The 24,523-nt window shown below is 63.0% G+C and carries 19 protein-coding genes and 1 tRNA gene; 13 read left to right on the forward strand and 7 right to left on the reverse strand.

Going from position 1 to position 24,523, the window contains the following annotated elements:
- The first annotated feature begins 1 nt into the window (after position 1).
- Positions 2 to 1,423, forward strand: a complete 1,422-nt coding sequence (gene atpD / locus ACI3EV_RS00750; protein WP_329771865.1) for a F0F1 ATP synthase subunit beta — start codon at positions 2 to 4, stop codon at positions 1,421 to 1,423.
- A gap of 13 nt (positions 1,424 to 1,436) precedes the next feature.
- Entirely contained in the window at positions 1,437 to 1,853 is a 417-nt protein-coding gene (locus ACI3EV_RS00755) for a F0F1 ATP synthase subunit epsilon (protein WP_329771866.1), read from the forward strand.
- A 205-nt stretch (positions 1,854 to 2,058) separates the two neighbouring features.
- Here ACI3EV_RS00755 and ACI3EV_RS00760 read toward each other — a convergent pair whose 3' ends face one another.
- Genes ACI3EV_RS00760 through ACI3EV_RS00770 form a run of 3 tightly spaced genes read right to left on the reverse strand, consistent with a single transcriptional unit; the run spans position 2,059 to position 4,268 of the window.
- Positions 2,059 to 2,586 carry a TPM domain-containing protein gene (locus ACI3EV_RS00760; protein WP_329771867.1) on the reverse strand — a complete coding sequence of 176 codons (528 nt, stop codon included), beginning with the start codon at positions 2,584 to 2,586 and terminating at the stop codon, positions 2,059 to 2,061.
- 32 nt (positions 2,587 to 2,618) lie between these two features.
- Complete coding sequence (locus ACI3EV_RS00765) at positions 2,619 to 3,632, reverse strand: TPM domain-containing protein (protein WP_337692162.1); 1,014 nt, start codon at positions 3,630 to 3,632, stop codon at positions 2,619 to 2,621.
- 21 nt (positions 3,633 to 3,653) lie between these two features.
- Entirely contained in the window at positions 3,654 to 4,268 is a 615-nt protein-coding gene (locus ACI3EV_RS00770) for a LemA family protein (protein ID WP_329771870.1), read from the reverse strand.
- 129 nt (positions 4,269 to 4,397) lie between these two features.
- Here ACI3EV_RS00770 and ACI3EV_RS00775 point away from each other — a divergent pair, with 129 nt between their 5' ends.
- The gene (locus tag ACI3EV_RS00775) at positions 4,398 to 4,949 is read left to right on the forward strand and encodes a DUF2946 family protein (RefSeq protein ID WP_329771871.1); all 552 of its coding nucleotides are present in this window, start codon (positions 4,398 to 4,400) and stop codon (positions 4,947 to 4,949) included.
- Positions 4,950 to 5,057: 108 nt separating this feature from the next.
- On the opposite strand, the gene ACI3EV_RS00780 is transcribed toward ACI3EV_RS00775, so the two are convergent.
- The gene (locus tag ACI3EV_RS00780) at positions 5,058 to 5,657 is read right to left on the reverse strand and encodes a c-type cytochrome (RefSeq protein ID WP_329771873.1); all 600 of its coding nucleotides are present in this window, start codon (positions 5,655 to 5,657) and stop codon (positions 5,058 to 5,060) included.
- 166 nt (positions 5,658 to 5,823) lie between these two features.
- Between ACI3EV_RS00780 and ACI3EV_RS00785 the strand changes: the two genes are divergently transcribed.
- Positions 5,824 to 5,899, forward strand: a tRNA-Arg gene (locus ACI3EV_RS00785).
- 156 nt (positions 5,900 to 6,055) lie between these two features.
- Here the strand turns inward: ACI3EV_RS00785 and mmsB are convergent.
- The 3 genes from mmsB to ACI3EV_RS00800 all read right to left on the reverse strand — a co-directional run bounded on the left by mmsB (position 6,056) and on the right by ACI3EV_RS00800 (position 9,791).
- The gene (gene mmsB / locus ACI3EV_RS00790) at positions 6,056 to 6,952 is read right to left on the reverse strand and encodes a 3-hydroxyisobutyrate dehydrogenase (protein WP_405198002.1); all 897 of its coding nucleotides are present in this window, start codon (positions 6,950 to 6,952) and stop codon (positions 6,056 to 6,058) included.
- Positions 6,953 to 6,996: 44 nt separating this feature from the next.
- Positions 6,997 to 8,157 (reverse strand): acyl-CoA dehydrogenase family protein, encoded by a 1,161-nt coding sequence (locus ACI3EV_RS00795; RefSeq protein ID WP_329771876.1) that lies wholly within the window; start codon positions 8,155 to 8,157, stop codon positions 6,997 to 6,999.
- Positions 8,158 to 8,291: 134 nt separating this feature from the next.
- A complete protein-coding gene (locus tag ACI3EV_RS00800; protein ID WP_018716101.1) occupies positions 8,292 to 9,791 on the reverse strand; it encodes a CoA-acylating methylmalonate-semialdehyde dehydrogenase in 1,500 nt (499 codons plus the stop codon).
- Between the two features lie 171 nt (positions 9,792 to 9,962).
- On the opposite strand from ACI3EV_RS00800, the gene ACI3EV_RS00805 reads away from it, so the two are divergent.
- The 9 genes from ACI3EV_RS00805 to ACI3EV_RS00845 all read left to right on the forward strand — a co-directional run bounded on the left by ACI3EV_RS00805 (position 9,963) and on the right by ACI3EV_RS00845 (position 24,523).
- Complete coding sequence (locus ACI3EV_RS00805) at positions 9,963 to 11,381, forward strand: short-chain fatty acyl-CoA regulator family protein (RefSeq protein WP_329771878.1); 1,419 nt, start codon at positions 9,963 to 9,965, stop codon at positions 11,379 to 11,381.
- 86 nt (positions 11,382 to 11,467) lie between these two features.
- Positions 11,468 to 13,393, forward strand: coding sequence for a 7TM-DISM domain-containing protein (locus tag ACI3EV_RS00810; protein ID WP_337692164.1), 1,926 nt, complete (start codon positions 11,468 to 11,470; stop codon positions 13,391 to 13,393).
- A gap of 346 nt (positions 13,394 to 13,739) precedes the next feature.
- On the forward strand, positions 13,740 to 14,435 hold the full coding sequence (locus ACI3EV_RS00815; RefSeq protein ID WP_337692165.1) for a response regulator transcription factor: 696 nt from the start codon (positions 13,740 to 13,742) through the stop codon (positions 14,433 to 14,435).
- 364 nt (positions 14,436 to 14,799) lie between these two features.
- Positions 14,800 to 15,729, forward strand: coding sequence for an OmpA family protein (locus ACI3EV_RS00820; protein WP_337692166.1), 930 nt, complete (start codon positions 14,800 to 14,802; stop codon positions 15,727 to 15,729).
- An 89-nt stretch (positions 15,730 to 15,818) separates the two neighbouring features.
- A complete protein-coding gene (locus tag ACI3EV_RS00825) occupies positions 15,819 to 16,043 on the forward strand; it encodes a hypothetical protein (RefSeq protein WP_337692167.1) in 225 nt (74 codons plus the stop codon).
- Between the two features lies 1 nt (position 16,044).
- Entirely contained in the window at positions 16,045 to 20,538 is a 4,494-nt protein-coding gene (locus tag ACI3EV_RS00830) for a beta strand repeat-containing protein (RefSeq protein ID WP_405198003.1), read from the forward strand.
- Between the two features lie 65 nt (positions 20,539 to 20,603).
- Positions 20,604 to 21,092, forward strand: coding sequence for a hypothetical protein (locus ACI3EV_RS00835; protein ID WP_405198004.1), 489 nt, complete (start codon positions 20,604 to 20,606; stop codon positions 21,090 to 21,092).
- Positions 21,049 to 24,063, forward strand: a complete 3,015-nt coding sequence (locus ACI3EV_RS00840) for an Ig-like domain-containing protein (RefSeq protein ID WP_405198005.1) — start codon at positions 21,049 to 21,051, stop codon at positions 24,061 to 24,063. Before ACI3EV_RS00835 ends, ACI3EV_RS00840 begins: the two co-directional genes overlap by 44 nt.
- On the forward strand, positions 24,041 to 24,523 hold the full coding sequence (locus tag ACI3EV_RS00845; protein ID WP_405198006.1) for an Ig-like domain-containing protein: 483 nt from the start codon (positions 24,041 to 24,043) through the stop codon (positions 24,521 to 24,523). The genes ACI3EV_RS00840 and ACI3EV_RS00845 overlap by 23 nt, the downstream gene beginning before the upstream one ends.

Below are 24,523 nucleotides of genomic sequence, written 5' to 3' on the forward strand. Positions count from 1 at the left end.
AATGGCTCAAGAAAATCAAGTACAAGGCAAGATCGTGCAGTGTATCGGCGCCGTCGTTGACGTCGAATTCCCGCGCGACAAGATGCCGAAGGTCTATGACGCCCTGAAGATGGAAGGCTCTGCCCTGACCCTGGAAGTGCAACAGCAGCTGGGTGACGGCGTGGTGCGTACCATTGCCCTGGGTTCTTCCGACGGCCTGCGTCGCGGCATGGAGGTGTATAACACCAATGCCCCGATCACCGTGCCGGTGGGTCCCGCTACCCTGGGCCGCATCATGGACGTGCTGGGTCAGCCGATCGACGAGCGCGGTCCCGTGGACCAGACGCAAACCGCTTCCATCCACCGCAAGGCTCCCGAGTACGACGAGCTGAGCCCCTCGCAGGAACTGCTGGAAACCGGCATCAAGGTGATTGACCTGGTGTGTCCGTTTGCCAAGGGCGGCAAGGTGGGTCTGTTCGGTGGTGCCGGTGTTGGCAAGACCGTGAACATGATGGAGCTGATCAACAACATCGCCAAGGCACACAGCGGTCTGTCCGTGTTTGCCGGCGTGGGTGAGCGTACCCGTGAAGGTAACGACTTCTACCACGAGATGGCTGATTCCGGCGTCGTGAACCTGGAGAACCTGGGTGAGTCCAAGGTAGCCATGGTGTACGGCCAGATGAACGAGCCGCCGGGCAACCGTCTGCGCGTGGCCCTGACCGGCCTGACCATGGCCGAGTCCTTCCGTGACGAAGGCCGTGACGTGCTGTTCTTCGTGGACAACATCTACCGCTACACGCTGGCCGGTACCGAAGTGTCCGCACTGCTGGGCCGTATGCCTTCCGCCGTGGGCTACCAGCCGACGCTGGCCGAGGAAATGGGCCGCCTGCAAGAGCGTATTACCTCGACCAAGGTGGGTTCCATTACCTCCATCCAGGCCGTGTACGTTCCGGCGGACGACTTGACCGACCCGTCTCCTGCCACGACTTTCGCCCACCTGGACTCCACCGTGGTGCTGAGCCGTGACATTGCTGCCCTGGGTATCTACCCGGCGGTTGACCCGCTGGACTCCACCAGCCGTCAGCTGGACCCGATGGTCGTCGGCGAAGAGCACTACAAGGTAGCCCGTGCCGTGCAGGGTACCCTGCAGCGCTACAAGGAACTGCGTGACATTATCGCGATTCTGGGTATGGACGAACTGGCTCCGGAAGACAAGCTGAGCGTGGCTCGTGCGCGCAAGATCCAGCGTTTCCTGTCCCAGCCATTTCACGTGGCCGAAGTGTTCACGGGTTCTCCGGGCAAGTACGTGCCGCTGTCCGAAACCATCCGTGGTTTCAAGATGATCGTGGACGGCGAATGCGACCACATGCCGGAGCAGGCCTTCTACATGGTCGGTACCATCGACGAAGCCATCGAAAAAGCCAAGAAGCTGGCCGCTGGTTGATAAGGGGTAGCGTATGAACACCCTGCAAGTGAATGTGGTCAGCGCGGAAGAGTCTATCTATTCCGGTCGCGCACGCTTCGTGGCCCTGCCGGGTGAGAGCGGTGAGCTGGGGATTTATCCCCGTCACACGCCGCTGATCACCCGCATCAAGCCCGGCACCGTGCGCATCCAGGACGAGAAAGGCGAAGAGCTGCTGATCTTCGTGGCGGGTGGCATCCTCGAAGTGCAACCCAACGTGGTCACCGTTCTGTCCGACACCGCTATCCGCGGCAAGGACCTGGACGAGAGCAAGGCTCTTGCGGCCAAGAAGGAAGCTGAAGAAGCCCTGAAGAGCGCCAAGACCGAGTTCGACGTGGCCCTGGCTCAGTCCGAGTTGGCCATCATGGCGGCTCAGCTGGCTGCGCTGCGCAAGTATCGCGAAAAGCGCTGATGCGACAGCACCACCACTCTGGGTGACCGGAGTGAGAAGAAATCCCCTGACAGGCAACTGCAGGGGATTTTTTCATGGGCACATCAGACAGCTGCTCGCCTTGATTTTCATGTGCAGGACAACAGTCGACGGGTTAGGACGAACATAGGCATGAATAAAGCCGTGCAGTGGCACGGCTCTGTCAGGGTTGGGTGAAGCGCGTTGATCAGTGTTGGTGCGGTCTGGAATCCAGGATCACCGGGGCATTCGGCAGGTTTTCTACCCGGACATGGTTGGCATCGGCGGGATAGCACTGGGCCATGAGGTCGGTAATGCGATCCAGCACGTGGGTCAGGCCCTCTAGATAGTCATGTTGCTGGAAGCGGCTGCGCAGGCTGTCTGTGAGCTCCTGCCAGACGTTCTGTGGCACGCAGTGGTTGTAGCCACGGTCGGCAACGATTTCGATCGCATGCAGATCCAGCAGGATGTAGATCAGTATGCCGTTGTTGTGCTCGGTGTCCCAGACGCGCAGCTTGGCAAATTGCATGACGGCACGCTCACGTGGCGTGGCCTGGCGCTGCTGGTAGCTCTCGGGCAGGGTGTGCTCGATGCAGATGCGGATATCGCCAGTGTGGCGGGTCTCGCTTTGCGTGATGTGATCGGTCAGCTGCTGCAGTGCCGATGCGGTCAGCAGTTCCAGGGCGGCCGGATCAGTGGCGCTGTCGGCGACAGGGCTGTCCTGGACAGCAGCCAAGGGTTTGCGAAAAGGATTGCTTATGGGCATGATTACCAGCCTCCGGAAGCTCCACCGCCTCCAAAACTGCCGCCGCCACCGGAGCCAAAGCCGCCGCCGAAACCGCCACCTCCTCCAAAGCCGCCGCCACCGCCCCAGCCAGGACCAGGCATGGGCAGGATGACCGGGCCACGCCGCCGCGCATTGCTGCGACGCAGGGCTTCAGACGGGCCGGAGCCGCCACCACCGCCACCGCCCCTGCCACCACCGCCGTTGCCGCCAAACAGGGCAATCAGCAGGCCGACCAGCCCGGCGATGCCGGCAGCGACCAGCGTGCCCGTCATGGCGAACATGATGCCACCGGTGGCAGCGCCAGTGGCCAGGGAGCCAAGCGGACGGCCGAGGATGGACTTGAGCAGGGCACCACCAATCATGGCGACCATGGTGACGATGACCAGGGCCTCGATCCAGCCAATGCTGTTGTCGATCATGTCGGGTGCGGCCTGACCACGCGGGTTGGGCGCGGGCAGGGCTTCACCGTTGACGCGTGCGATGACCTGCTCCACCGCAGCCGAGAGGCCACCGGCAAAGTCGCCGGCAGCAAAGCGCGGCTTCATGGCCTGATCGATGATGCCGGCCGCGGCGATATCCGGCACGGCACCTTCGAGCGCGCGCGAGACCTCGATGCGCATGCGACGGTCATCCTTGGCGACCAGGATCAGCAGGCCGTCTCCGACATCGCGACGGCCCACCTTCCATTCGCGGGCGACGCGCAGCGCATAGGCAGCGATATCTTCCGGCTGGGTGGTAGGCACCATCAGGATGACGATCTGGCTGCCCTTGTCCTGTTCAAAGGCGGCCAGACGGGCTTCGAGTGATGCCTTGTCGGCCGCGGACAGGGTGCCGCTGGTGTCAGTGACACGTGCGGTGAGCGCCGGAATCGGCTGCAGCTGTTGCGCCCAGGCGCTGGGCAGCAGCACCACCAAGGCCAGCAACAGCATCAGCAGCCATTGACGTACGGCCGGAAGTCGGCGAGTGTCAGGCATGGAGATGGCAGTTGCGGGCATGGCAGTTGGACTCAGGCAGGATTACTGGCGCTGGGGTTGCGGCTGGGTGTTGAAATCTACCGTCGGCGGCTGGGAGATTTCCGCCTCGTTGGTCACGGTGAAGTTGGGCTTGGGCTTGTAGCCGAAGATCATGGCGGTCAGATTGGTCGGGAACTGGCGCGCCAGCACGTTGTATTCCTGTACCGACTGGATGTAGTCGTTACGGGCCACGGTGATGCGGTTTTCCGTACCTTCCAGGGTGACGCGCAGGTCACGGAAAGCCTGGTTGGCCTTGAGCTGCGGATACTGCTCGGCCACCACCATCAGGCGCGACAGCGCGCTGGTCAGCTGGCCCTGGGCCTGCTGGAACTTGTTGAAGGCTTCCGGGTCATTGATCAGCTCGGGCGTGGCCTGGATCGAGGTGGCACGGGAGCGCGCCTCAATCACGCGGGTCAGCGTTTCCTGCTCGAAGTTGGCCTCGCCCTTGACGGTAGCGACAATGTTCGGCACCAGGTCGGCGCGACGCTGGTACTGGTTCAGCACTTCGCTCCAGGACGATTTGACTTTTTCGTCCAGGGACTGGAATTGGTTGTAGCCACAGCCGGACAGGCTGAACAGGCCAAGAACGGTCATCAGGACCAGAAACCAGCGTTTCATAGGATTCTCCATGCGGAAAGTGGGGATGATGGGCGAAGCATAACGCAGAACTGGCGGCTTGCCGTGTCAGACTACGTGACGTAATACGCAGGAAAACGGCAATAGGAAAGAATTGCAGGAGGAGGCGGGATGGACGATATCGTCAAGCAGGCCATGGCCAAATGGCCGAATGTACCGGCGTGTGCCGGCTGGCTGGGTCTGGGGGCGCGTGGTGACTGGTATCTGCGCGATGAGGCCGCGCAGGCGGCCGGACCGTTTGCCGGGCCGGGCAGTAGCGCTGCGAGCCGGGGCAGCCGGGTGCAGATGGAGAAGCTGCGCGAATTCATCGAGCGCAACTACGAACCGGATGCGCAGGGGCGCTGGTATTTCCAGAACGGCCCACAGCGCGTCTTCGTGGAGCTGGAACGCACGCCATGGATCCTGCGGCTGAAGCCGGAGGCGGCTGGCTGGCAGGTCTGGACGCATGCTGGCCGACGGGTGCAGGTCAGCGAGGCCTTGCATGATGCCGATGGGCATCTGTATCTGGTGACCGATGCCGGCCTGGGCCTGGTGCATACGCAGGACATGACGTTGGCAGCGGATGCGCTGGAAGCGGGCTGCTGGCCCTTGCGTGAGGTGGAGGCGGCGGAACTGCCGCGCCTGTACGCTTACGTGCCGAGCCCGCAGGCCAGCGGCATCTGAAGCAGCCTGGGCCTGTCAGTCAGCGACTTTCAGGCACGAAAAAGCCGCTCCGGAGAGCGGCTCGTTGATCAGGCGGGCCTTGCGTGGGCGCAGGGCCTGACCGGAAGATCAGTTGGAGGCAGCAGAGGCCGGGGCAGCGGCTGCAGAGGCGGCACCGGAAGCGCCATCAGCAGCACCGCTGGCAGCGGCTACGGCCGGCTCGGCGAAGCTGCCACCGCTGTGGTTGGCCAGGTAGACCACGGCGCGCTTGACTTCGTCATCGCTCAGGTCCGGGTTGCCGCCCTTGGCCGGCATGACGCCATGGGTACCGGTGAAGCCTTCGATGGCGTGCTTGAACAGGGTGTCGACACCCTGGCCGATACGCGGACCCCAGGCGCCGTTATCGCCCAGCTTGGGAGCGCCGGCTACGCCTGCATCATGGCAGGACATGCAGATGGACTTGTAGGCTTCTTCGCCGGTCATGGGAACGGCGCGGGCAGCCGGGGCCAGCTTGAGTTCAACCGAGCCGACTTTCTGGATGCGCTGGGCAGCGGCAACCTGGGCTTGTGGGCTGTTGGGGTTAAAGGAAGGCTTGGCGTAGGTGGAGAAGTACACGGCTACGGCCAGCAGCAGCAGCAGGGCGCCAAAGGTGATGGCAGTGACCACGCCGAGTTGACGGTTCTTGGTCGCCTCGGAAGCGGCGTACGAATCTGGTGCGATCTGGCTCATGACGTCCTCTTGGATGTTCTGATAAAAAACGAAACGAATCGTGACAGGCAATTATAGTCAACGCTTTTGCAAAAAACACCTACAATTGCCCGTTGCGCATGGTAAACCTGTTGATCTGGCCCCATTTGATGTTGCACGGAAGTCAACAAGACCATGTTCATCAGGGGCGACTGTAGCTCAGTGGATAGAGTATCGGCCTCCGAAGCCGAGGGTCGTGGGTTCGATCCCCGCCAGTCGCGCCAATCCAGCCATGCCTGCCCCTGACAGGCCCAGACCCATTCCGGAGTGCCGGGGTGGGTTTTTTTGTGCCTGCAGGCTCGCCCATCGAAGATGGAAAAGGCTCCCGCCAGCTGGTCGGGAGCCTTGTGTCAGCCACGCAGTGTGGAACCTGCGCGGGCTTAGTCGGCCTTTTGCAGCATCTGGATGATGCTGGAGAAGTCCATGCCGCCCTTGCCGGACAGGCTGTGGGCTGCGTACAGGCTGCGTGCCATGGCGCCCAGCGGCGTGCTGGCGCGCACGTGCATGGCGTTTTCCTGGGCCAGGCCCAGATCCTTCAGCATCAGGTCGGTGCCGAAGCCGCCAGTGTAGCCGCGGCCGGCCGGGGTGCCGTCCATCACGCCCGGCACCGGGTTGTATTTCTCGAGCGCCCAGTTGCCGCCGGAACTGCGGCGCATGATCTCGGCCAGCGCCTTCGGATCGAGGCCGTTGGCCAGGCCCAGGGCCATGGCCTCGCTGGTGCCGACCATCAGGATGCCGAGCAGCATGTTGTTGCAGATCTTGGCGGTCTGGCCGGCACCGATGGCGCCAGCGTGGAAGATGTTGGCGCCCATTTTTTCCAGCAGCGGGCGGGCGCGTTCGAGCGCCTGATCCGGGCCGCCGACCATGAAGGTCAGCGTGCCGGCAGCGGCACCGGCGGTACCGCCGGAGACCGGGGCATCGATGAAGTCGTAGCCTTTGGCCTGGGCGGCAGTGCCGACTTTCTGGGCGCTGGCGGCTGCAATCGTGCTGCAATCGATGATCAGCGCACCGGCTGGCAGGATGTCGAGCAGGCCGGGGTGGCCGTCCTTGCCGAGGTACAGGGCTTCGACATGGGCGCTGGCGGGCAGCATGCTGACGACGACGTCGGCCGTGCTGGCAGCGTCGATGGCGCTGGTGGCGATGCTGACGCCTTCGGCCTTGACCGTGTCGCAGGCGGCCTGGGACAGGTCAAATGCCTTGACCGTGTGGCCGGCTTTCTGCAGGTTGATGGCCATGGGGCCGCCCATGTTGCCGATACCGATGAATGCGATGTTCATGAATGTCTCCTGGGTGTGTCTGTCAATGAAGTCAAATCGGGGGCTTAGCGCAGGCTGTCGAGGCCACGGTCGCTGAGCAGGCGGCGCGCCACGATGACGCGCATGATTTCGTTGGTGCCTTCGAGGATCTGGTGCACGCGCAGGTCGCGCAGCAGGCGCTCGAGCGGGAATTCGCGCAGGTAGCCGTAGCCGCCGTGCAGTTGCAGCGCCTCGTTGACGACCTGGAAGCAGGCGTCGGTGGCAAAGCGCTTGGCCATGGCACAGTAGGTGCTGGCATCGCTGCTGCGGGTATCGAGCTTGTAGGCGGCCAGACGCACCATCTGGCGCGCGGCGATCAGTTCGGTCTGCATATCGGCCAGCTTGAACTGCAGCGCCTGGAAGGCAGCCAGCGGCTTGCCGAACTGCTGGCGTTCCTGCATGTACTGGGCGGCGGCATTGAGCGCGCCCTGGGCACCGCCGACGGAGCAGGTGGCGATGTTGATGCGGCCGCCATCCAGGCCCTTCATGGCGATCTTGAAGCCTTCGCCTTCCTGGCCGAGCAGGTGGCTGGCCGGGATGCGCACATCGCTGAAGCTGATGGCTCGCGTGGGCTGGCTGAGCCAGCCGAGCTTTTCCTCGTTCTTGCCGTACTGGATGCCGGGCAGGTTGGCCGGTACCAGAAAGGCGGAGATGCCATCGGCACCGGGGCCGCCGGTGCGGGCCATCAGCACCAGCACATCGGTGCTGCCAGCGCCGGAGATGAACATCTTTTCGCCATTGATGACGTATTCGTCGCCCTGCAGCACGGCGGTGGTGCGCAGGCTGGCGGCATCGCTGCCGGCGCCGGGTTCGGTCAGGCAGTAGCTGGCGAGCTGTTCACCGGCGGTCAGCGCGGGAGCGTACTGCTCGGCGATTTCCGGCTTGGCCCAGCTGGTGATCATCCACGTGGCCATGTTGTGGATGGTGATGAAGGCGGTGGTGGAGGGATCGACTGCAGCCAGTTCCTCGAACACCAGGGTGGCATCGAGACGGGCCAGGCCGAGGCCGCCGTATGTTTCGGAGGCGTACAGGCCGCAGAAGCCGAGTGCACCGGCGGTAGCGATGGCCTGGCGCGGGAAGGTGTGTTCGGCATCCCACTGCGCGGCGTGGGGGGCCAGTTCGCCGGCGGCAAAGTCGCGGGCGGCAGCCACGAATTGCTGCTGGTCGTCGGTCAGATCGAAATACATGGGGACTGTCTCCTGGGCGGACGCCGGCGGCGGCTTGTGGGTGTGGTGGCAGCCGGCGAAAACCCCGGTGGAGCCAGTTACGGGGAACCGGATCACCGGGGGAATAACAGGCCGCGAGGGCCTGCTACTGCCTTTTACTTCAGGCTGATGGTGGTGTGCACGCCACCGGCGTTGGCTTCGTCGAACCAGCGCTTGGTGATGGTCTTGGTCTGCGTGTAGAACGTGATGACCTGCTTGCCGTAGGGGCCCAGGTCGCCCAGCTTGGATGCGCGCGAACCGGTGAAGGAGAACAGCGGGACCGGCACGGGAATCGGCACGTTGATGCCGACCTGACCGACGTCGATCTCTTCCTGGAACTTGTGCGCCGCAGCGCCGCTCTGGGTGAACAGGGCGGTACCGTTGCCGTTCGGGTTGTCGTTGATGATCTGGATGGCTTCTTCCAGGGTCTCGGCGCCCATCACGCACATCACCGGGCCGAAGATTTCCTGCTTGTAGATGTCCATGTCGACGGTGACGTCGGTGAACAGGGTCGGGCCGACGAAGTTGCCGTTGGCTTCCGCGCCGTCCAGCTGCGGGTTGCGGCCGTCCAGCACCAGGGTGGCACCCTGTTCCACGCCGGAGGCGATCAGGTTGTCGACGCGGGCACGGGCGCTCTTGTTGACCAGCGGGCCGACGTCCACGCCGGGGGTGGCACCGTTGCCGACCTTCAGGCTCTTGGCGCGCTCGGCGATCTCGTTCACCCAGTTGCGGGCTTCGCCGACCAGGATCACGACCGGCAGCGCCATGCAACGCTGGCCAGCGGCACCGAAGGAGGCACCGGCCAGGGCGTTCAGGGTCTGCTCCTTGTTGCAGTCGGGCAGCACGATGGCGTGGTTCTTGGCGCCCATCATGCACTGCACACGCTTGCCGGCCAGGCTGGCGCGGTTGTAGACGTGGGTGCCGACGCCGGTGGAACCGACGAAGCTGATCGCCTTGATGTCCTTGTGGTCGCAGATGCCGTTGACGACGTCAACGCCGCCGTGCACCACGTTCAGCACGCCAGCCGGGATGCCGGCTTCGATGGCCAGCTCGACCAGACGGATGGTGGACATCGGGTCCTGCTCGGAGGGCTTCAGCACGAAGGTGTTGCCGGTGGCGATGGCCATGGGGAACATCCACAGCGGGATCATGGCCGGGAAGTTGAACGGCGTGATGCCGGCGCAGACGCCCAGCGGCTGCAGGATGGTGTAGGTGTCGACACCGCCGGCCACGTTGTTGGCGAATTCGCCCATCTGCAGCGTGCCGATGTTGGCAGCGTGCTCGACCACTTCCAGGCCGCGGAACACGTCGCCTTCGGCGTCGGGCAGGGTCTTGCCCTGTTCACGCGTCAGGATGGCGGCGACTTCCTTGATGTTTTCGCGGATCAGCTGCTGGTACTTCAGGAAGATGCGGGCGCGGGTGCCGATGGGGGTGTAGCGCCAGGTCTTGAAGGCTTCCTTGGCGGCAGCTACTGCGGCATCCAGTTCTTCCTGGGTAGCCATCGGCACGCGAGCGATGACTTCCTGCGTGGCAGGGTTGACAACGTCGCGCCACTCGGTGGTCTTGGACTGGACAAATTCGCCGTTGATCAGCAGCGGAACCTGGGGGATGCTCATGGGGTGTCTCCTCGACTCTGGGGAAAAAGAATTTACAGGAATGGTATTTACAGCTTTCACAATCCTTTTGCGGGTTTCTACCAAGTTATGGAGAGTTCGTGTGTTCTTGTGTTGGCTTTCACAGATAATGGTCCGGTCTTGTAAATGTTGTGAAAGAACCGGAGTGCCTGCATGAGCCGCAAGCTGCTGATGGGGCCGGCCTTGCGCCGGCTGCGTGAAAAGAACCAGATGTCGCAGACGGCGTTTGCCGAGCGGCTCGGGTTGTCGTTCAGCTATATCTGCCAGCTGGAGAACAACCAGCGGCCGGTGACGGCCTCGGTGCTGCTGAAGCTGGCGCAGGTATTCCAGGTGGACCTGAGCGATTTCTCGGAAGACCGCAGCCGGCGTCTGCTGGGCGAGCTGGATAGCATCTTCCGCGACCAGCGGTTGGCCGGCGAGCAGCACGTGACGCCGGCCGACCTGGACCGCATGGTGCACACGGTGCCGGTCATGGCCGAGGTGCTGGTGCGCTTGTACCAGGAGCAGCTGCACCTGCAGGATGAACTGCAGCAGCTGGTGGAGCGCTTTTATGGCGATTCGCGCCAGATGCCGACGGCGCCGTTTCCGCACGAGGCGGCACGCGAGTTCTTCAACCGCAACGATAACTATTTTGACGGGCTGGATCGGCTGGCCGAACAGCTGGCGCAGGAGTGGGGCGTGGAGCCGGGACGGCGCGCGCTGGTGTTGCGCGCGCGCCTGAAGGAGGCGCATGGCGTGGAGGTGGTGGCGAGCGAACAGGGCTCGCACGAGCTGCGCCGCTACGATGCGCGGCGCAAGCGGCTGGAGCTGAACCCGGCGCTCAGCGATGCGCAGCAGGCATTCCAGATGGCGACGCAGCTGGTGTTCCTGGCTTACGGCGATGTGTTGCAGCAGGCCTGTATCGAGGATCCGGCGTTGCGCGATGCACAGACGCTGACGCTGGCGCGGCAGGGGCTGGCGCATTATTTTGCCGGTGCCATGCTGTTGCCGTATACGCCGTTCCTGGAGGCGGCGCGTGCCTCGCGCTACGACGTGGAATCATTGCAGCGGCGCTTTGCCGTGAGTTTCGAAAGCATCTGCCACCGGCTCAGCACGCTGCAGCGCAGTGGTGCGCGCGGCGTACCGATCTACCTGATCCGGGTCGATCAGGCCGGCAACGTGTCCAAGCGACAGAGTGCCAACTCGCTGCATTTTGCGCGCCATGGCGGCACCTGTCCGCTGTGGCATGTGTTCGAGGCCTTTGTGCAGCCGGGACGCATTCTGACGCAGGTGGCGGAAATGCCGGATGGCACGCGCTACTTTGGTATTGCGCGCAGCGTGCAGCGCGGCGGTGGCAGCTTCCATGCGCCGCGCAAGCGCTTTGCCTTTGGCATCGGCTGCGAACTGTCGCAGGCGCATGAGCTGGTCTATGCCGACGGCTGGGATTTGCAGCAGCCGCGCGAGATCACGCCGATCGGGCCGGGTTGCCGCGTCTGTCCGCGTACCGACTGCATGCAGCGCGCCTTTCCGCCAGCAGGCAAGCCGCTGCACAACAACGACTTCAGTGAATCGCTGGTGTCGTACCGCTTGTGACGACCGGCGCTGGGTGTAGCACAATGTAACCGGGATCTGCGGGCGCATGGCGTCAGCAGGCATTTGGGCTTGGACGGGAGGTGGGCATGCAGCAGGGGTGCAAGGCGACAAGAACAGGTTGGGAGCGCTGGCTGCTGACCTGTCTGCTGGCCTGTGTGGCCGTTTTCCTGCCCTTGTCACTGCAGGCCGATGACGGTTTGCCGGACCATATTTCCAGTCGCGGTTATCTGATGGATCCGGATGGCAACCTGACGCTGGGGCAGGTGGAGCAATTGCCGTTCCGGCCGATGCCGCAGGTGCTGGCGCTGGGGCATACCAGTGCGGTGATCTGGCTGCGGGTGGATGTGGAGCCGATGGCGGCACGCGATCTGGTGCTGACGCTGCAGCCTCCCTATCTGGAAGATGTGCGGGTGTTCCTGCCCGGGACCGGGGTGGATGACTGGCAGCATGTGAGGCTGGGCACGCACGTGCCGTATACCGAACGTGGACGCAGCGAGGGGCATATCGTCGTGAATCTGCCGGATCGGGCCACGCCGGCGAATCTGCGGGCCTATATCCGGGTGCAGAGCGTGCAGCACCTGGTGCTCAAGGTGCAGGTCATGCATGCGCAAAAGAGTCTGCAGCAGGGCATGCAGCGCAGCCTGCTGGTCAGTTTTGGTGTCGGGCTGTTGCTGACGCTGGCCGTGCTGGGCCTGCTGCACTGGGGCTCTTCGCGGGATCGGCAGTGGCTGATTGCGGCCGCCACCATGGCCTGCATGCTGCTGGTGGTGTCCGGGACGGCAGGCTTGCTGGACAAGTACCTGTTTCCGCAGCAGCCCCTGCTGGCGACGGGGCTGAAGGACGTGGCCAGCATCGGGTACATGGCCCTGATGCAGTGGTATTTTCTGCGGCTGTTTCGTCTCTATCAGGCACCAGGCTGGACGGTCTTGCCGAACCGGATGTACCTGGCCATGGCCCCGTTGCTGTTGCTGGCCGTGTGGCTGGGATATGCGCGCGAAGCCTGGCTGCTGCATGTCGCAGTGATCATCATGTATGGCTTCTGGGGGCTGTTCAGCCTCTGGTTTGTGCGCTTCGGCGATGGCTATATCCGCGTGTTGCTGGCCCTGCTGTTCCTGGCCCAGGTCATGATGGTGCTCTACCTCGAACTGAGTTGGCTCGGCTTGTTGCCGCTGACGGATGTCAGCCTGTCGGTGCTGTATCCGGAGCTGGCGATTGGTCTGCTGGTGGGCGTTGCGCAGTTTCTGGTGCAATGGCGGCGTGACCATCTGGCCCTGCGTTCCGCGCTGATGGTGCGCATGCGGGCGGAACGCATGCAACAGGAGCTGTACTGGGAGACTTCGCGCCGGGAGGAAATGGATGGCCTGCTGGGCATGCTGCTGCACGAGCTCAAGACACCGCTATCGGCCATCCGGCTGGGCGCGCTGGCGGTAGCCAAGGGGTGGGAGGACATGCCGCCGCTGGTGACCGGACGGCTGCAGCGCATCCATCAGTCGGTGGATGCCATGAACATGGTGCTAGACAAGGTACGCCATACCGACCGGATGGAAACCGGGGCCTGGCAGATCAGCCGGGAGTCGTGTGATGTGCAGGTGCTGGTGCAGCAACTGGTGGCGGAATGTTCGCAACCCTTGCGAGTGCGACTGGAGTCGGGGCTGGAGCAGCCGGTGCAGACCGATCCGGACCTGCTGCGCCTGATGATCGGCAATTTGCTGGAGAACGCCCTGGCGTACAGCGAGCCGGAGAGCGAGGTCTGCATTCATTTGCAGCCATGGTCGCAGGGGGGTGGGAAGGAAGGCTTCCGGTTGCGGGTCTGCAACCGGGTGGCCGAGGGACACCAGCCGGATGCATCACGACTGTTCACCAAGTACTACCGTGCCGAGCACTCGCACCAGCACACGGGGACCGGGTTGGGCCTGTACTGGGTGCGCCATATGGCGCTGGCCATGGGCGGAGACATCGTCTACCAGGGAGAGCTGGATGAAGTCGTGTTCGAGCTGACCTTGCCAGGGTGAGCAGGCTGGCAGATGCGAGGCAATTACAGTATCAAGAGTGCTCCGTCAAGCATGCAGCGCGCCGCGAATGTAATAAAGAGGAAAATATCACCATATCCGGGGATAACCTTTTCCGACAATATATTGTATAATGTAAGGCTGACATCAGGCTTCAATCACCTCGAGGCAGGGCTTTGCATGAAAGTCTTGATGCGTCATGGCTGGGTGCCAGATATCTGCACTGCCATTTTGTGGGGCCCGAAAGCTGGTATCGGGTGCGTGACACGGGTTTTCCCCGGGGCGTTCCGGAGCATGAATGCGCGTTATGCATGCTCCGGCCTAGCGGACAATCTCAAATGGTAGGGTCATGCCTGGCGTACTGGAAATCATTGTTGTGGAAGATCACCGCTTGCTGCGCGACGAGCTGGTGGATTATCTGAGCAGTCCTGACTGGCATGTGCGTGGTGTCAGCAGCGGACGCGAGCTGGATGTGGCCATGACAGAAACCCCTGCCGATGTGCTGGTGCTGGATCTGAACCTGCCGCAGGAAGATGGCATCAGCATCACCCGTCGCATTCGCAAGGCTTTCCCGGAAATCGGTATCGTGATGCTGACTGCGCGCGGCGACCAGGCTGACCGTGCCCTGGGCTATGGCAGTGGGGCTGACGTCTATCTGACCAAGCCGACGCACGTGGGCGAGCTGGAATCGGTGCTGTTCAACTTGTCCTGCCGCATACGCCCGCGGGATGATGTCCAGCTGATGCTGAGCGAGCACCTGCTGCGGCTGACCCATGCCAATGGTCGTTCCGCGAGCCTGACCAACAGTGAATACCGGGTGCTGCGCCTGCTGGTGGGTACGCCGGGGCAGGAACTCGGCTATGCCCCCCTGTGTGAACTGCTTTATCCGGATGATGATGCCGTCTCGCAATCCCGCCAGCGTCTGGCGGTGCTGATGACCCGTCTGCGCCAGAAGATGCAGGAAGAAATGGGCGTGGAGCAGTGCGTGAAATCGGTGCGCGGGCAAGGCTACCGTCTGACCGTGCCGATACGCCTGGTGCCCTGAACTGCTTGCGGGAACGATCTGCCGGATAACCTGGGCAGCCTTGTGCGGCTGCCCAATTTATTGCATGATCCCGCATTATCTAACAATCGTTCGTTATTGATGGGCGTCGTACATCCTGGTTTGTCCAGATGCGCAGCATTTTGCGGCTGCAAGATTCGTGAAATATTACTGGATTTCAGGGATACATAGCGTAACGCATCTGATGTGTAATAGCCGTTGTGTCATCAGGTGGAATGGAGCATGTCTTTTCTGCGCGTCAGATGCGTGTGGGAACAGAGGCTGGCAACTGACTCTCCTGAATGACGTTTATTACCCATGATGCTGTTCGGCTTGGCGCCGGGTGGTGCGACTGAAGGAGATGGTCATGAAGCAGGCAAGCCGTGTGAACAACTGGGTTCCGGTACTCGGAATGGTGGCAGCGGTCGCGCTATCCGGCTGTGTGGCAACAGGCGGTGACCGGTATCCCAAGCCGCTGGCAGAAGGCAAGGTGGAGACGCCGGTAGCGCAGGAGATCGCCAGCGCGGTCTTCATTCGTGAGCCGGGTGCGGTGCAGACCCAGGCTGTCAATATCTTTGTCAATGGCGAGTACATGACTTCACTGCAGGACGGCGCGTTCAAGCAGCAGAAGGTGTGCGTGGGCCAGAACACGCTGGTGGCGCACCCCAGCGATGTGGGTACACGCTACCAGGAAAAGCGGCTGAACCTGCCCAAGTTTCAGGTGGCGGCGGGTGAGGTGGCCTATTTCCGCGTGGCGGCAGGCGCTGACGGCAAGCCGGTGTTGCAGCAGCTGGATGCCGAGACCGGCCAGCAGTTGGCACGCGCCCAGAAGGAGCAGATGCACGCGCTGTCGCGGGTAGAGCCCAAGTGCGTGGTGCCGCTCAAGACCTACACGCTGGAAACCTCGGCACTGTTCCCGTTTGACCGCCACGACTACGGCAGCATGCTGGAGCAGGGCAAGCAGGACATCGCGCGTGTGGCGCGTGACATTGCCGCCAGCGATGCCAGGGTGGATCGCATCGAGATTGTTGGTCACACCGATCCGGAGGGCAGCGACGCCTATAACCAGACGCTGTCGGAGCGTCGTGCTGCCACAGTGCAGCAGGCCCTGCAGCAGCACCAACTGCCCACGCGCAACCTCAAGGCTGAAGGCCGTGGCGAAAGCCAGTTGGTGGTGAGCGACTGTCGCGCGCGTTACCCGAACCAGAAGGCACAGCGCACCCAGTGCGACCAGCCGAACCGTCGCGTCGAGATCGTGCTGTATGGCACCACTGCTGGAAATATTCCGGGCCAGTAAGCAGCCCGCATCCATCCATTCTTCATCTTGAGTAGTAACGCCTGCGCAACCCCCATACATCCAGGGGAGCGCGGGCAGGGGAGAGAGACATGAGCATCCAGAACATTACCCTTCGCATCTTGGCCCAATCCGAGACGCCGGAACAAGAGCTGCAGATCGCCGGTGGCGAGGGAGGTATCGGTGCCAAGGGGCAGCCGGTGCGCATCCAGGCCGTGGCCGATGTGAAGTACCACCTGACCGATGACGGCACCGGTTTTGCACCGGAGAACGTGGCGACCAAGCGCGTGGGCAGTGATCTGTACGTGGCGTTATGATGTGTTCACGGCCAAGACGATCACGACGCCCCTGGGCAACGAGCTGAAGATCACGGGCTACGATGCGGCCACGGGTGTGGTGACGTACACGTACACGCTGCAGGACAACGAGACGCACCCGACTGCCAATGGCAAGAACGATCTGTTCGAGGACTTTGCGGTGGTGCTGACGGACATGGATGATGATCCGGCCAGCAGCACGTTGACGGTGAAGATCGTGGACGATGTGCCGACGGCGGTGGATGACGTGGACAGCGTGGCGGCGGGTCAGACGGGTCCGGCCACGGGCAACGTGCTGACGGGCGTGGATGTGGCCACGGGCAACGATGCGAACACGACCGATGGTGAGAAGGATACGGCGGGAGCCGATGGCGTGACGGTGACGGCGGTGACGGCGGTGACGGGAGTTGCTGCGGGCACGGTGGGCCAGGCAACGGCAGGCTTGTACGGCGTGCTGACACTGAACGCGGACGGCAGCTACAGCTATGTGCGCAATGCCAACGCGCCGGGTGATGTGAGCGATGTGTTCACGTACACGATCACGGATGGTGATGGAGATACGGATACGGCGAAGCTGACGATCACGCTGGACAACTCGACGCCGACGATCACGGACCTGACGCCCAAGGCGAATGGCGGTGATGTGACGGTGAAGGAGGAGGCGCTGGCCGACGGCAGCAATCCGACAAGTACGGAGGAGTCGGCCACGGGCACGTTCAAGGTGACGTCGGTGGACGGCATCAAGAGCCTGACGGTGCATGGCGAGGCAGTGATCACGAATGATGTGTTCACGGCCAAGACGATCACGACGCCCCTGGGCAACGAGCTGAAGATCACGGGCTACGATGCGGCCACGGGTGTGGTGACGTACACGTACACGCTGCAGGACAACGAGACGCACCCGACTGCCAATGGCAAGAACGATCTGTTCGAGGACTTTGCGGTGGTGCTGACGGACATGGATGATGATCCGGCCAGCAGCACGTTGACGGTGAAGATCGTGGACGATGTGCCGACGGCGGTGGATGACGTGGACAGCGTGGCGGCGGGTCAGACGGGTCCGGCCACGGGCAACGTGCTGACGGGCGTGGATGTGGCCACGGGCAACGATGCGAACACGACCGATGGTGAGAAGGATACGGCGGGAGCCGATGGCGTGACGGTGACGGCGGTGACGGCGGTGACGGGAGTTGCTGCGGGCACGGTGGGCCAGGCAACGGCAGGCTTGTACGGCGTGCTGACACTGAACGCGGACGGCAGCTACAGCTATGTGCGCAATGCCAACGCGCCGGGTGATGTGAGCGATGTGTTCACGTACACGATCACGGATGGTGATGGAGATACGGATACGGCGAAGCTGACGATCACGCTGGACAACTCGACGCCGACGATCACGGACCTGACGCCCAAGGCGAATGGCGGTGATGTGACGGTGAAGGAGGAGGCGCTGGCCGACGGCAGCAATCCGACAAGTACGGAGGAGTCGGCCACGGGCACGTTCAAGGTGACGTCGGTGGACGGCATCAAGAGCCTGACGGTGCATGGCGAGGCAGTGATCACGAATGATGTGTTCACGGCCAAGACGATCACGACGCCCCTGGGCAACGAGCTGAAGATCACGGGCTACGATGCGGCCACGGGTGTGGTGACGTACACGTACACGCTGCAGGACAACGAGACGCACCCGACTGCCAATGGCAAGAACGATCTGTTCGAGGACTTTGCGGTGGTGCTGACGGACATGGATGATGATCCGGCCAGCAGCACGTTGACGGTGAAGATCGTGGACGATGTGCCGACGGCGGTGGATGACGTGGACAGCGTGGCGGCGGGTCAGACGGGTCCGGCCACGGGCAACGTGCTGACGGGCGTGGATGTGGCCACGGGCAACGATGCGAACACGACCGATGGTGAGAAGGATACGGCGGGAGCCGATGGCGTGACGGTGACGGCGGTGACGGCGGTGACGGGAGTTGCTGCGGGCACGGTGGGCCAGGCAACGGCAGGCTTGTACGGCGTGCTGACACTGAACGCGGACGGCAGCTACAGCTATGTGCGCAATGCCAACGCGCCGGGTGATGTGAGCGATGTGTTCACGTACACGATCACGGATGGTGATGGAGATACGGATACGGCGAAGCTGACGATCACGCTGGACAACTCGACGCCGACGATCACGGACCTGACGCCCAAGGCGAATGGCGGTGATGTGACGGTGAAGGAGGAGGCGCTGGCCGACGGCAGCAATCCGACAAGTACGGAGGAGTCGGCCACGGGCACGTTCAAGGTGACGTCGGTGGACGGCATCAAGAGCCTGACGGTGCATGGCGAGGCAGTGATCACGAATGATGTGTTCACGGCCAAGACGATCACGACGCCCCTGGGCAACGAGCTGAAGATCACGGGCTACGATGCGGCCACGGGTGTGGTGACGTACACGTACACGCTGCAGGACAACGAGACGCACCCGACTGCTGCCAATGGCAAGAACGATCTGTTCGAGGACTTTGCGGTGGTGCTGACGGACATGGATGATGATCCGGCCAGCAGCACGTTGACGGTGAAGATCGTGGACGATGTGCCGACGGCGGTGGATGACGTGGACAGCGTGGCGGCGGGTCAGACGGGTCCGGCCACGGGCAACGTGCTGACGGGCGTGGATGTGGCCACGGGCAACGATGCGAACACGACCGATGGTGAGAAGGATACGGCGGGAGCCGATGGCGTGACGGTGACGGCGGTGACGGCGGTGACGGGAGTTGCTGCGGGCACGGTGGGCCAGGCAACGGCAGGCTTGTACGGCGTGCTGACACTGAACGCGGACGGCAGCTACAGCTATGTGCGCAATGCCAACGCGCCGGGTGATGTGAGCGATGTGTTCACGTACACGATCACGGATGGTGATGGAGATACGGATACGGCGAAGCTGACGATCACGCTGGACAACTCGACGCCGACGATCACGGACCTGACGCCCAAGGCGAATGGCGGTGATGTGACGGTGAAGGAGGAGGCGCTGGCCGACGGCAGCAATCCGACAAGTACGGAGGAGTCGGCCACGGGCACGTTCAAGGTGACGTCGGTGGACGGCATCAAGAGCCTGACGGTGCATGGCGAGGCAGTGATCACGAATGATGTGTTCACGGCCAAGACGATCACGACGCCCCTGGGCAACGAGCTGAAGATCACGGGCTACGATGCGGCCACGGGTGTGGTGACGTACACGTACACGCTGCAGGACAACGAGACGCACCCGACTGCCAATGGCAAGAACGATCTGTTCGAGGACTTTGCGGTGGTGCTGACGGACATGGATGATGATCCGGCCAGCAGCACGTTGACGGTGAAGATCGTGGACGATGTGCCGACGGCGGTGGATGACGTGGACAGCGTGGCGGCGGGTCAGACGGGTCCGGCCACGGGCAACGTGCTGACGGGCGTGGATGTGGCCACGGGCAACGATGCGAACACACGCGATGGTGAGAAGGATACGGCGGGAGCCGATGGCGTGACGGTGACGGCGGTGACGGCGGTGACGGGAGTTGCTGCGGGCACGGTGGGCCAGGCAACGGCAGGCTTGTACGGCGTGCTGACACTGAACGCGGACGGCAGCTACAGCTATGTGCGCAATGCCAACGCGCCGGGTGATGTGAGCGATGTGTTCACGTACACGATCACGGATGGTGATGGAGATACGGATACGGCGAAGCTGACGATCACGCTGGACAACTCGACGCCGACGATCACGGACCTGACGCCCAAGGCGAATGGCGGTGATGTGACGGTGAAGGAGGAGGCGCTGGCCGACGGCAGCAATCCGACAAGTACGGAGGAGTCGGCCACGGGCACGTTCAAGGTGACGTCGGTGGACGGCATCAAGAGCCTGACGGTGCATGGCGAGGCAGTGATCACGAATGATGTGTTCACGGCCAAGACGATCACGACGCCCCTGGGCAACGAGCTGAAGATCACGGGCTACGATGCGGCCACGGGTGTGGTGACGTACACGTACACGCTGCAGGACAACGAGACGCACCCGACTGCCAATGGCAAGAACGATCTGTTCGAGGACTTTGCGGTGGTGCTGACGGACATGGATGATGATCCGGCCAGCAGCACGTTGACGGTGAAGATCGTGGACGATGTGCCGACGGCGGTGGATGACGTGGACAGCGTGGCGGCGGGTCAGACGGGTCCGGCCACGGGCAACGTGCTGACGGGCGTGGATGTGGCCACGGGCAACGATGCGAACACGACCGATGGTGAGAAGGATACGGCGGGAGCCGATGGCGTGACGGTGACGGCGGTGACGGCGGTGACGGGAGTTGCTGCGGGCACGGTGGGCCAGGCAACGGCAGGCTTGTACGGCGTGCTGACACTGAACGCGGACGGCAGCTACAGCTATGTGCGCAATGCCAACGCGCCGGGTGATGTGAGCGATGTGTTCACGTACACGATCACGGATGGTGATGAGATACGGATACGGCGAAGCTGACGATCACGCTGGACAACTCGACGCCGACGATCACGGACCTGACGCCCAAGGCGAATGGCGGTGATGTGACGGTGAAGGAGGAGGCGCTGGCCGACGGCAGCAATCCGACAAGTACGGAGGAGTCGGCCACGGGCACGTTCAAGGTGACGTCGGTGGACGGCATCAAGAGCCTGACGGTGCATGGCGAGGCAGTGATCACGAATGATGTGTTCACGGCCAAGACGATCACGACGCCCCTGGGCAACGAGCTGAAGATCACGGGCTACGATGCGGCCACGGGTGTGGTGACGTACACGTACACGCTGCAGGACAACGAGACGCACCCGACTGCCAATGGCAAGAACGATCTGTTCGAGGACTTTGCGGTGGTGCTGACGGACATGGATGATGATCCGGCCAGCAGCACGTTGACGGTGAAGATCGTGGACGATGTGCCGACGGCGGTGGATGACGTGGACAGCGTGGCGGCGGGTCAGAGGGGGTCCGGCCACGGGCAACGTGCTGACGGGCGTGGATGTGGCCACGGGCAACGATGCGAACACGACCGATGGTGAGAAGGATACGGCGGGAGCCGATGGCGTGACGGTGACGGCGGTGACGGCGGTGACGGGAGTTGCTGCGGGCACGGTGGGCCAGGCAACGGCAGGCTTGTACGGCGTGCTGACACTGAACGCGGACGGCAGCTACAGCTATGTGCGCAATGCCAACGCGCCGGGTGATGTGAGCGATGTGTTCACGTACACGATCACGGATGGTGATGGAGATACGGATACGGCGAAGCTGACGATCACGCTGGACAACTCGACGCCGACGATCACGGACCTGACGCCCAAGGCGAATGGCGGTGATGTGACGGTGAAGGAGGAGGCGCTGGCCGACGGCAGCAATCCGACAAGTACGGAGGAGTCGGCCACGGGCACGTTCAAGGTGACGTCGGTGGACGGCATCAAGAGCCTGACGGTGCATGGCGAGGCAGTGATCACGAATGATGTGTTCACGGCCAAGACGATCACGACGCCCCTGGGCAACGAGCTGAAGATCACGGGCTACGATGCGGCCACGGGTGTGGTGACGTACACGTACACGCTGCAGGACAACGAGACGCACCCGACTGCCAATGGCAAGAACGATCTGTTCGAGGACTTTGCGGTGGTGCTGACGGACATGGATGATGATCCGGCCAGCAGCACGTTGACGGTGAAGATCGTGGACGATGTGCCGACGGCGGTGGATGACGTGGACAGCGTGGCGGCGGGTCAGACGGGTCCGGCCACGGGCAACGTGCTGACGGGCGTGGATGTGGCCACGGGCAACGATGCGAACACGACCGATGGTGAGAAGGATACGGCGGGAGCCGATGGCGTGACGGTGACGGCGGTGACGGCGGTGACGGGAGTTGCTGCGGGCACGGTGGGCCAGGCAACGGCAGGCTTGTACGGCGTGCTGACACTGAACGCGGACGGCAGCTACTACAGCTATGTGCGCAATGCCAACGCGCCGGGTGATGTGAGCGATGTGTTCACGTACACGATCACGGATGGTGATGGAGATACGGATACGGCGAAGCTGACGATCACGCTGGACAACTCGACGCCGACGATCACGGACCTGACGCCCAAGGCGAATGGCGGTGATGTGACGGTGAAGGAGGAGGCGCTGGCCGACGGCAGCAATCCGACAAGTACGGAGGAGTCGGCCACGGGCACGTTCAAGGTGACGTCGGTGGACGGCATCAAGAGCCTGACGGTGCATGGCGAGGCAGTGATCACGAATGATGTGTTCACGGCCAAGACGATCACGACGCCCCTGGGCAACGAGCTGAAGATCACGGGCTACGATGCGGCCACGGGTGTGGTGACGTACACGTACACGCTGCAGGACAACGAGACGCACCCGACTGCCAATGGCAAGAACGATCTGTTCGAGGACTTTGCGGTGGTGCTGACGGACATGGATGATGATCCGGCCAGCAGCACGTTGACGGTGAAGATCGTGGACGATGTGCCGACGGCGGTGGATGACGTGGACAGCGTGGCGGCGGGTCAGACGGGTCCGGCCACGGGCAACGTGCTGACGGGCGTGGATGTGGCCACGGGCAACGATGCGAACACGACCGATGGTGAGAAGGATACGGCGGGAGCCGATGGCGTGACGGTGACGGCGGTGACGGCGGTGACGGGAGTTGCTGCGGGCACGGTGGGCCAGGCAACGGCAGGCTTGTACGGCGTGCTGACACTGAACGCGGACGGCAGCTACAGCTATGTGCGCAATGCCAACGCGCCGGGTGATGTGAGCGATGTGTTCACGTACACGATCACGGATGGTGATGGAGATACGGATACGGCGAAGCTGACGATCACGCTGGACAACTCGACGCCGACGATCACGGACCTGACGCCCAAGGCGAATGGCGGTGATGTGACGGTGAAGGAGGAGGCGCTGGCCGACGGCAGCAATCCGACAAGTACGGAGGAGTCGGCCACGGGCACGTTCAAGGTGACGTCGGTGGACGGCATCAAGAGCCTGACGGTGCATGGCGAGGCAGTGATCACGAATGATGTGTTCACGGCCAAGACGATCACGACGCCCCTGGGCAACGAGCTGAAGATCACGGGCTACGATGCGGCCACGGGTGTGGTGACGTACACGTACACGCTGCAGGACAACGAGACGCACCCGACTGCCAATGGCAAGAACGATCTGTTCGAGGACTTTGCGGTGGTGCTGACGGACATGGATGATGATCCGGCCAGCAGCACGTTGACGGTGAAGATCGTGGACGATGTGCCGACGGCGGTGGATGACGTGGACAGCGTGGCGGCGGGTCAGACGGGTCCGGCCACGGGCAACGTGCTGACGGGCGTGGATGTGGCCACGGGCAACGATGCGAACACGACCGATGGTGAGAAGGATACGGCGGGAGCCGATGGCGTGACGGTGACGGCGGTGACGGCGGTGACGGGAGTTGCTGCGGGCACGGTGGGCCAGGCAACGGCAGGCTTGTACGGCGTGCTGACACTGAACGCGGACGGCAGCTACAGCTATGTGCGCAATGCCAACGCGCCGGGTGATGTGAGCGATGTGTTCACGTACACGATCACGGATGGTGATGGAGATACGGATACGGCGAAGCTGACGATCACGCTGGACAACTCGACGCCGACGATCACGGACCTGACGCCCAAGGCGAATGGCGGTGATGTGACGGTGAAGGAGGAGGCGCTGGCCGACGGCAGCAATCCGACAAGTACGGAGGAGTCGGCCACGGGCACGTTCAAGGTGACGTCGGTGGACGGCATCAAGAGCCTGACGGTGCATGGCGAGGCAGTGATCACGAATGATGTGTTCACGGCCAAGACGATCACGACGCCCCTGGGCAACGAGCTGAAGATCACGGGCTACGATGCGGCCACGGGTGTGGTGACGTACACGTACACGCTGCAGGACAACGAGACGCACCCGACTGCCAAATGGCAAGAACGATCTGTTCGAGGACTTTGCGGTGGTGCTGACGGACATGGATGATGATCCGGCCAGCAGCACGTTGACGGTGAAGATCGTGGACGATGTGCCGACGGCGGTGGATGACGTGGACAGCGTGGCGGCGGGTCAGACGGGTCCGGCCACGGGCAACGTGCTGACGGGCGTGGATGTGGCCACGGGCAACGATGCGAACACGACCGATGGTGAGAAGGATACGGCGGGAGCCGATGGCGTGACGGTGACGGCGGTGACGGCGGTGACGGGAGTTGCTGCGGGCACGGTGGGCCAGGCAACGGCAGGCTTGTACGGCGTGCTGACACTGAACGCGGACGGCAGCTACAGCTATGTGCGCAATGCCAACGCGCCGGGTGATGTGAGCGATGTGTTCACGTACACGATCACGGATGGTGATGGAGATACGGATACGGCGAAGCTGACGATCACGCTGGACAACTCGACGCCGACGATCACGGACCTGACGCCCAAGGCGAAATGGGGGTGA

Origin of the sequence: Allobrachymonas wangyanguii (assembly GCF_045055315.1) — a bacterium.
In the GTDB taxonomy this organism is placed as follows: Bacteria; Pseudomonadota; Gammaproteobacteria; order Burkholderiales; family Burkholderiaceae_C; genus Brachymonas; species Brachymonas wangyanguii.

What these genes read in the sequence shown, in the direction of transcription:
- ACI3EV_RS00815 (WP_337692165.1), top strand. Translation starts at nt 13,740, where the DNA reads ATGCCTGGCGTACTGGAAATCATTGTTGTGGAAGATCACCGCTTGCTG.
- ACI3EV_RS00795 (WP_329771876.1), bottom strand. Translation starts at nt 8,157, where the DNA reads ATGTATTTCGATCTGACCGACGACCAGCAGCAATTCGTGGCTGCCGCC.
- ACI3EV_RS00765 (WP_337692162.1), bottom strand. Translation starts at nt 3,632, where the DNA reads ATGCCCGCAACTGCCATCTCCATGCCTGACACTCGCCGACTTCCGGCC.
- atpD (WP_329771865.1), top strand. Translation starts at nt 2, where the DNA reads ATGGCTCAAGAAAATCAAGTACAAGGCAAGATCGTGCAGTGTATCGGC.
- ACI3EV_RS00820 (WP_337692166.1), top strand. Translation starts at nt 14,800, where the DNA reads ATGAAGCAGGCAAGCCGTGTGAACAACTGGGTTCCGGTACTCGGAATG.
- ACI3EV_RS00780 (WP_329771873.1), bottom strand. Translation starts at nt 5,657, where the DNA reads ATGAGCCAGATCGCACCAGATTCGTACGCCGCTTCCGAGGCGACCAAG.
- ACI3EV_RS00775 (WP_329771871.1), top strand. Translation starts at nt 4,398, where the DNA reads ATGGACGATATCGTCAAGCAGGCCATGGCCAAATGGCCGAATGTACCG.
- ACI3EV_RS00800 (WP_018716101.1), bottom strand. Translation starts at nt 9,791, where the DNA reads ATGAGCATCCCCCAGGTTCCGCTGCTGATCAACGGCGAATTTGTCCAG.
- ACI3EV_RS00805 (WP_329771878.1), top strand. Translation starts at nt 9,963, where the DNA reads ATGAGCCGCAAGCTGCTGATGGGGCCGGCCTTGCGCCGGCTGCGTGAA.
- ACI3EV_RS00755 (WP_329771866.1), top strand. Translation starts at nt 1,437, where the DNA reads ATGAACACCCTGCAAGTGAATGTGGTCAGCGCGGAAGAGTCTATCTAT.
- ACI3EV_RS00810 (WP_337692164.1), top strand. Translation starts at nt 11,468, where the DNA reads ATGCAGCAGGGGTGCAAGGCGACAAGAACAGGTTGGGAGCGCTGGCTG.
- mmsB (WP_405198002.1), bottom strand. Translation starts at nt 6,952, where the DNA reads ATGAACATCGCATTCATCGGTATCGGCAACATGGGCGGCCCCATGGCC.
- ACI3EV_RS00770 (WP_329771870.1), bottom strand. Translation starts at nt 4,268, where the DNA reads ATGAAACGCTGGTTTCTGGTCCTGATGACCGTTCTTGGCCTGTTCAGC.
- ACI3EV_RS00825 (WP_337692167.1), top strand. Translation starts at nt 15,819, where the DNA reads ATGAGCATCCAGAACATTACCCTTCGCATCTTGGCCCAATCCGAGACG.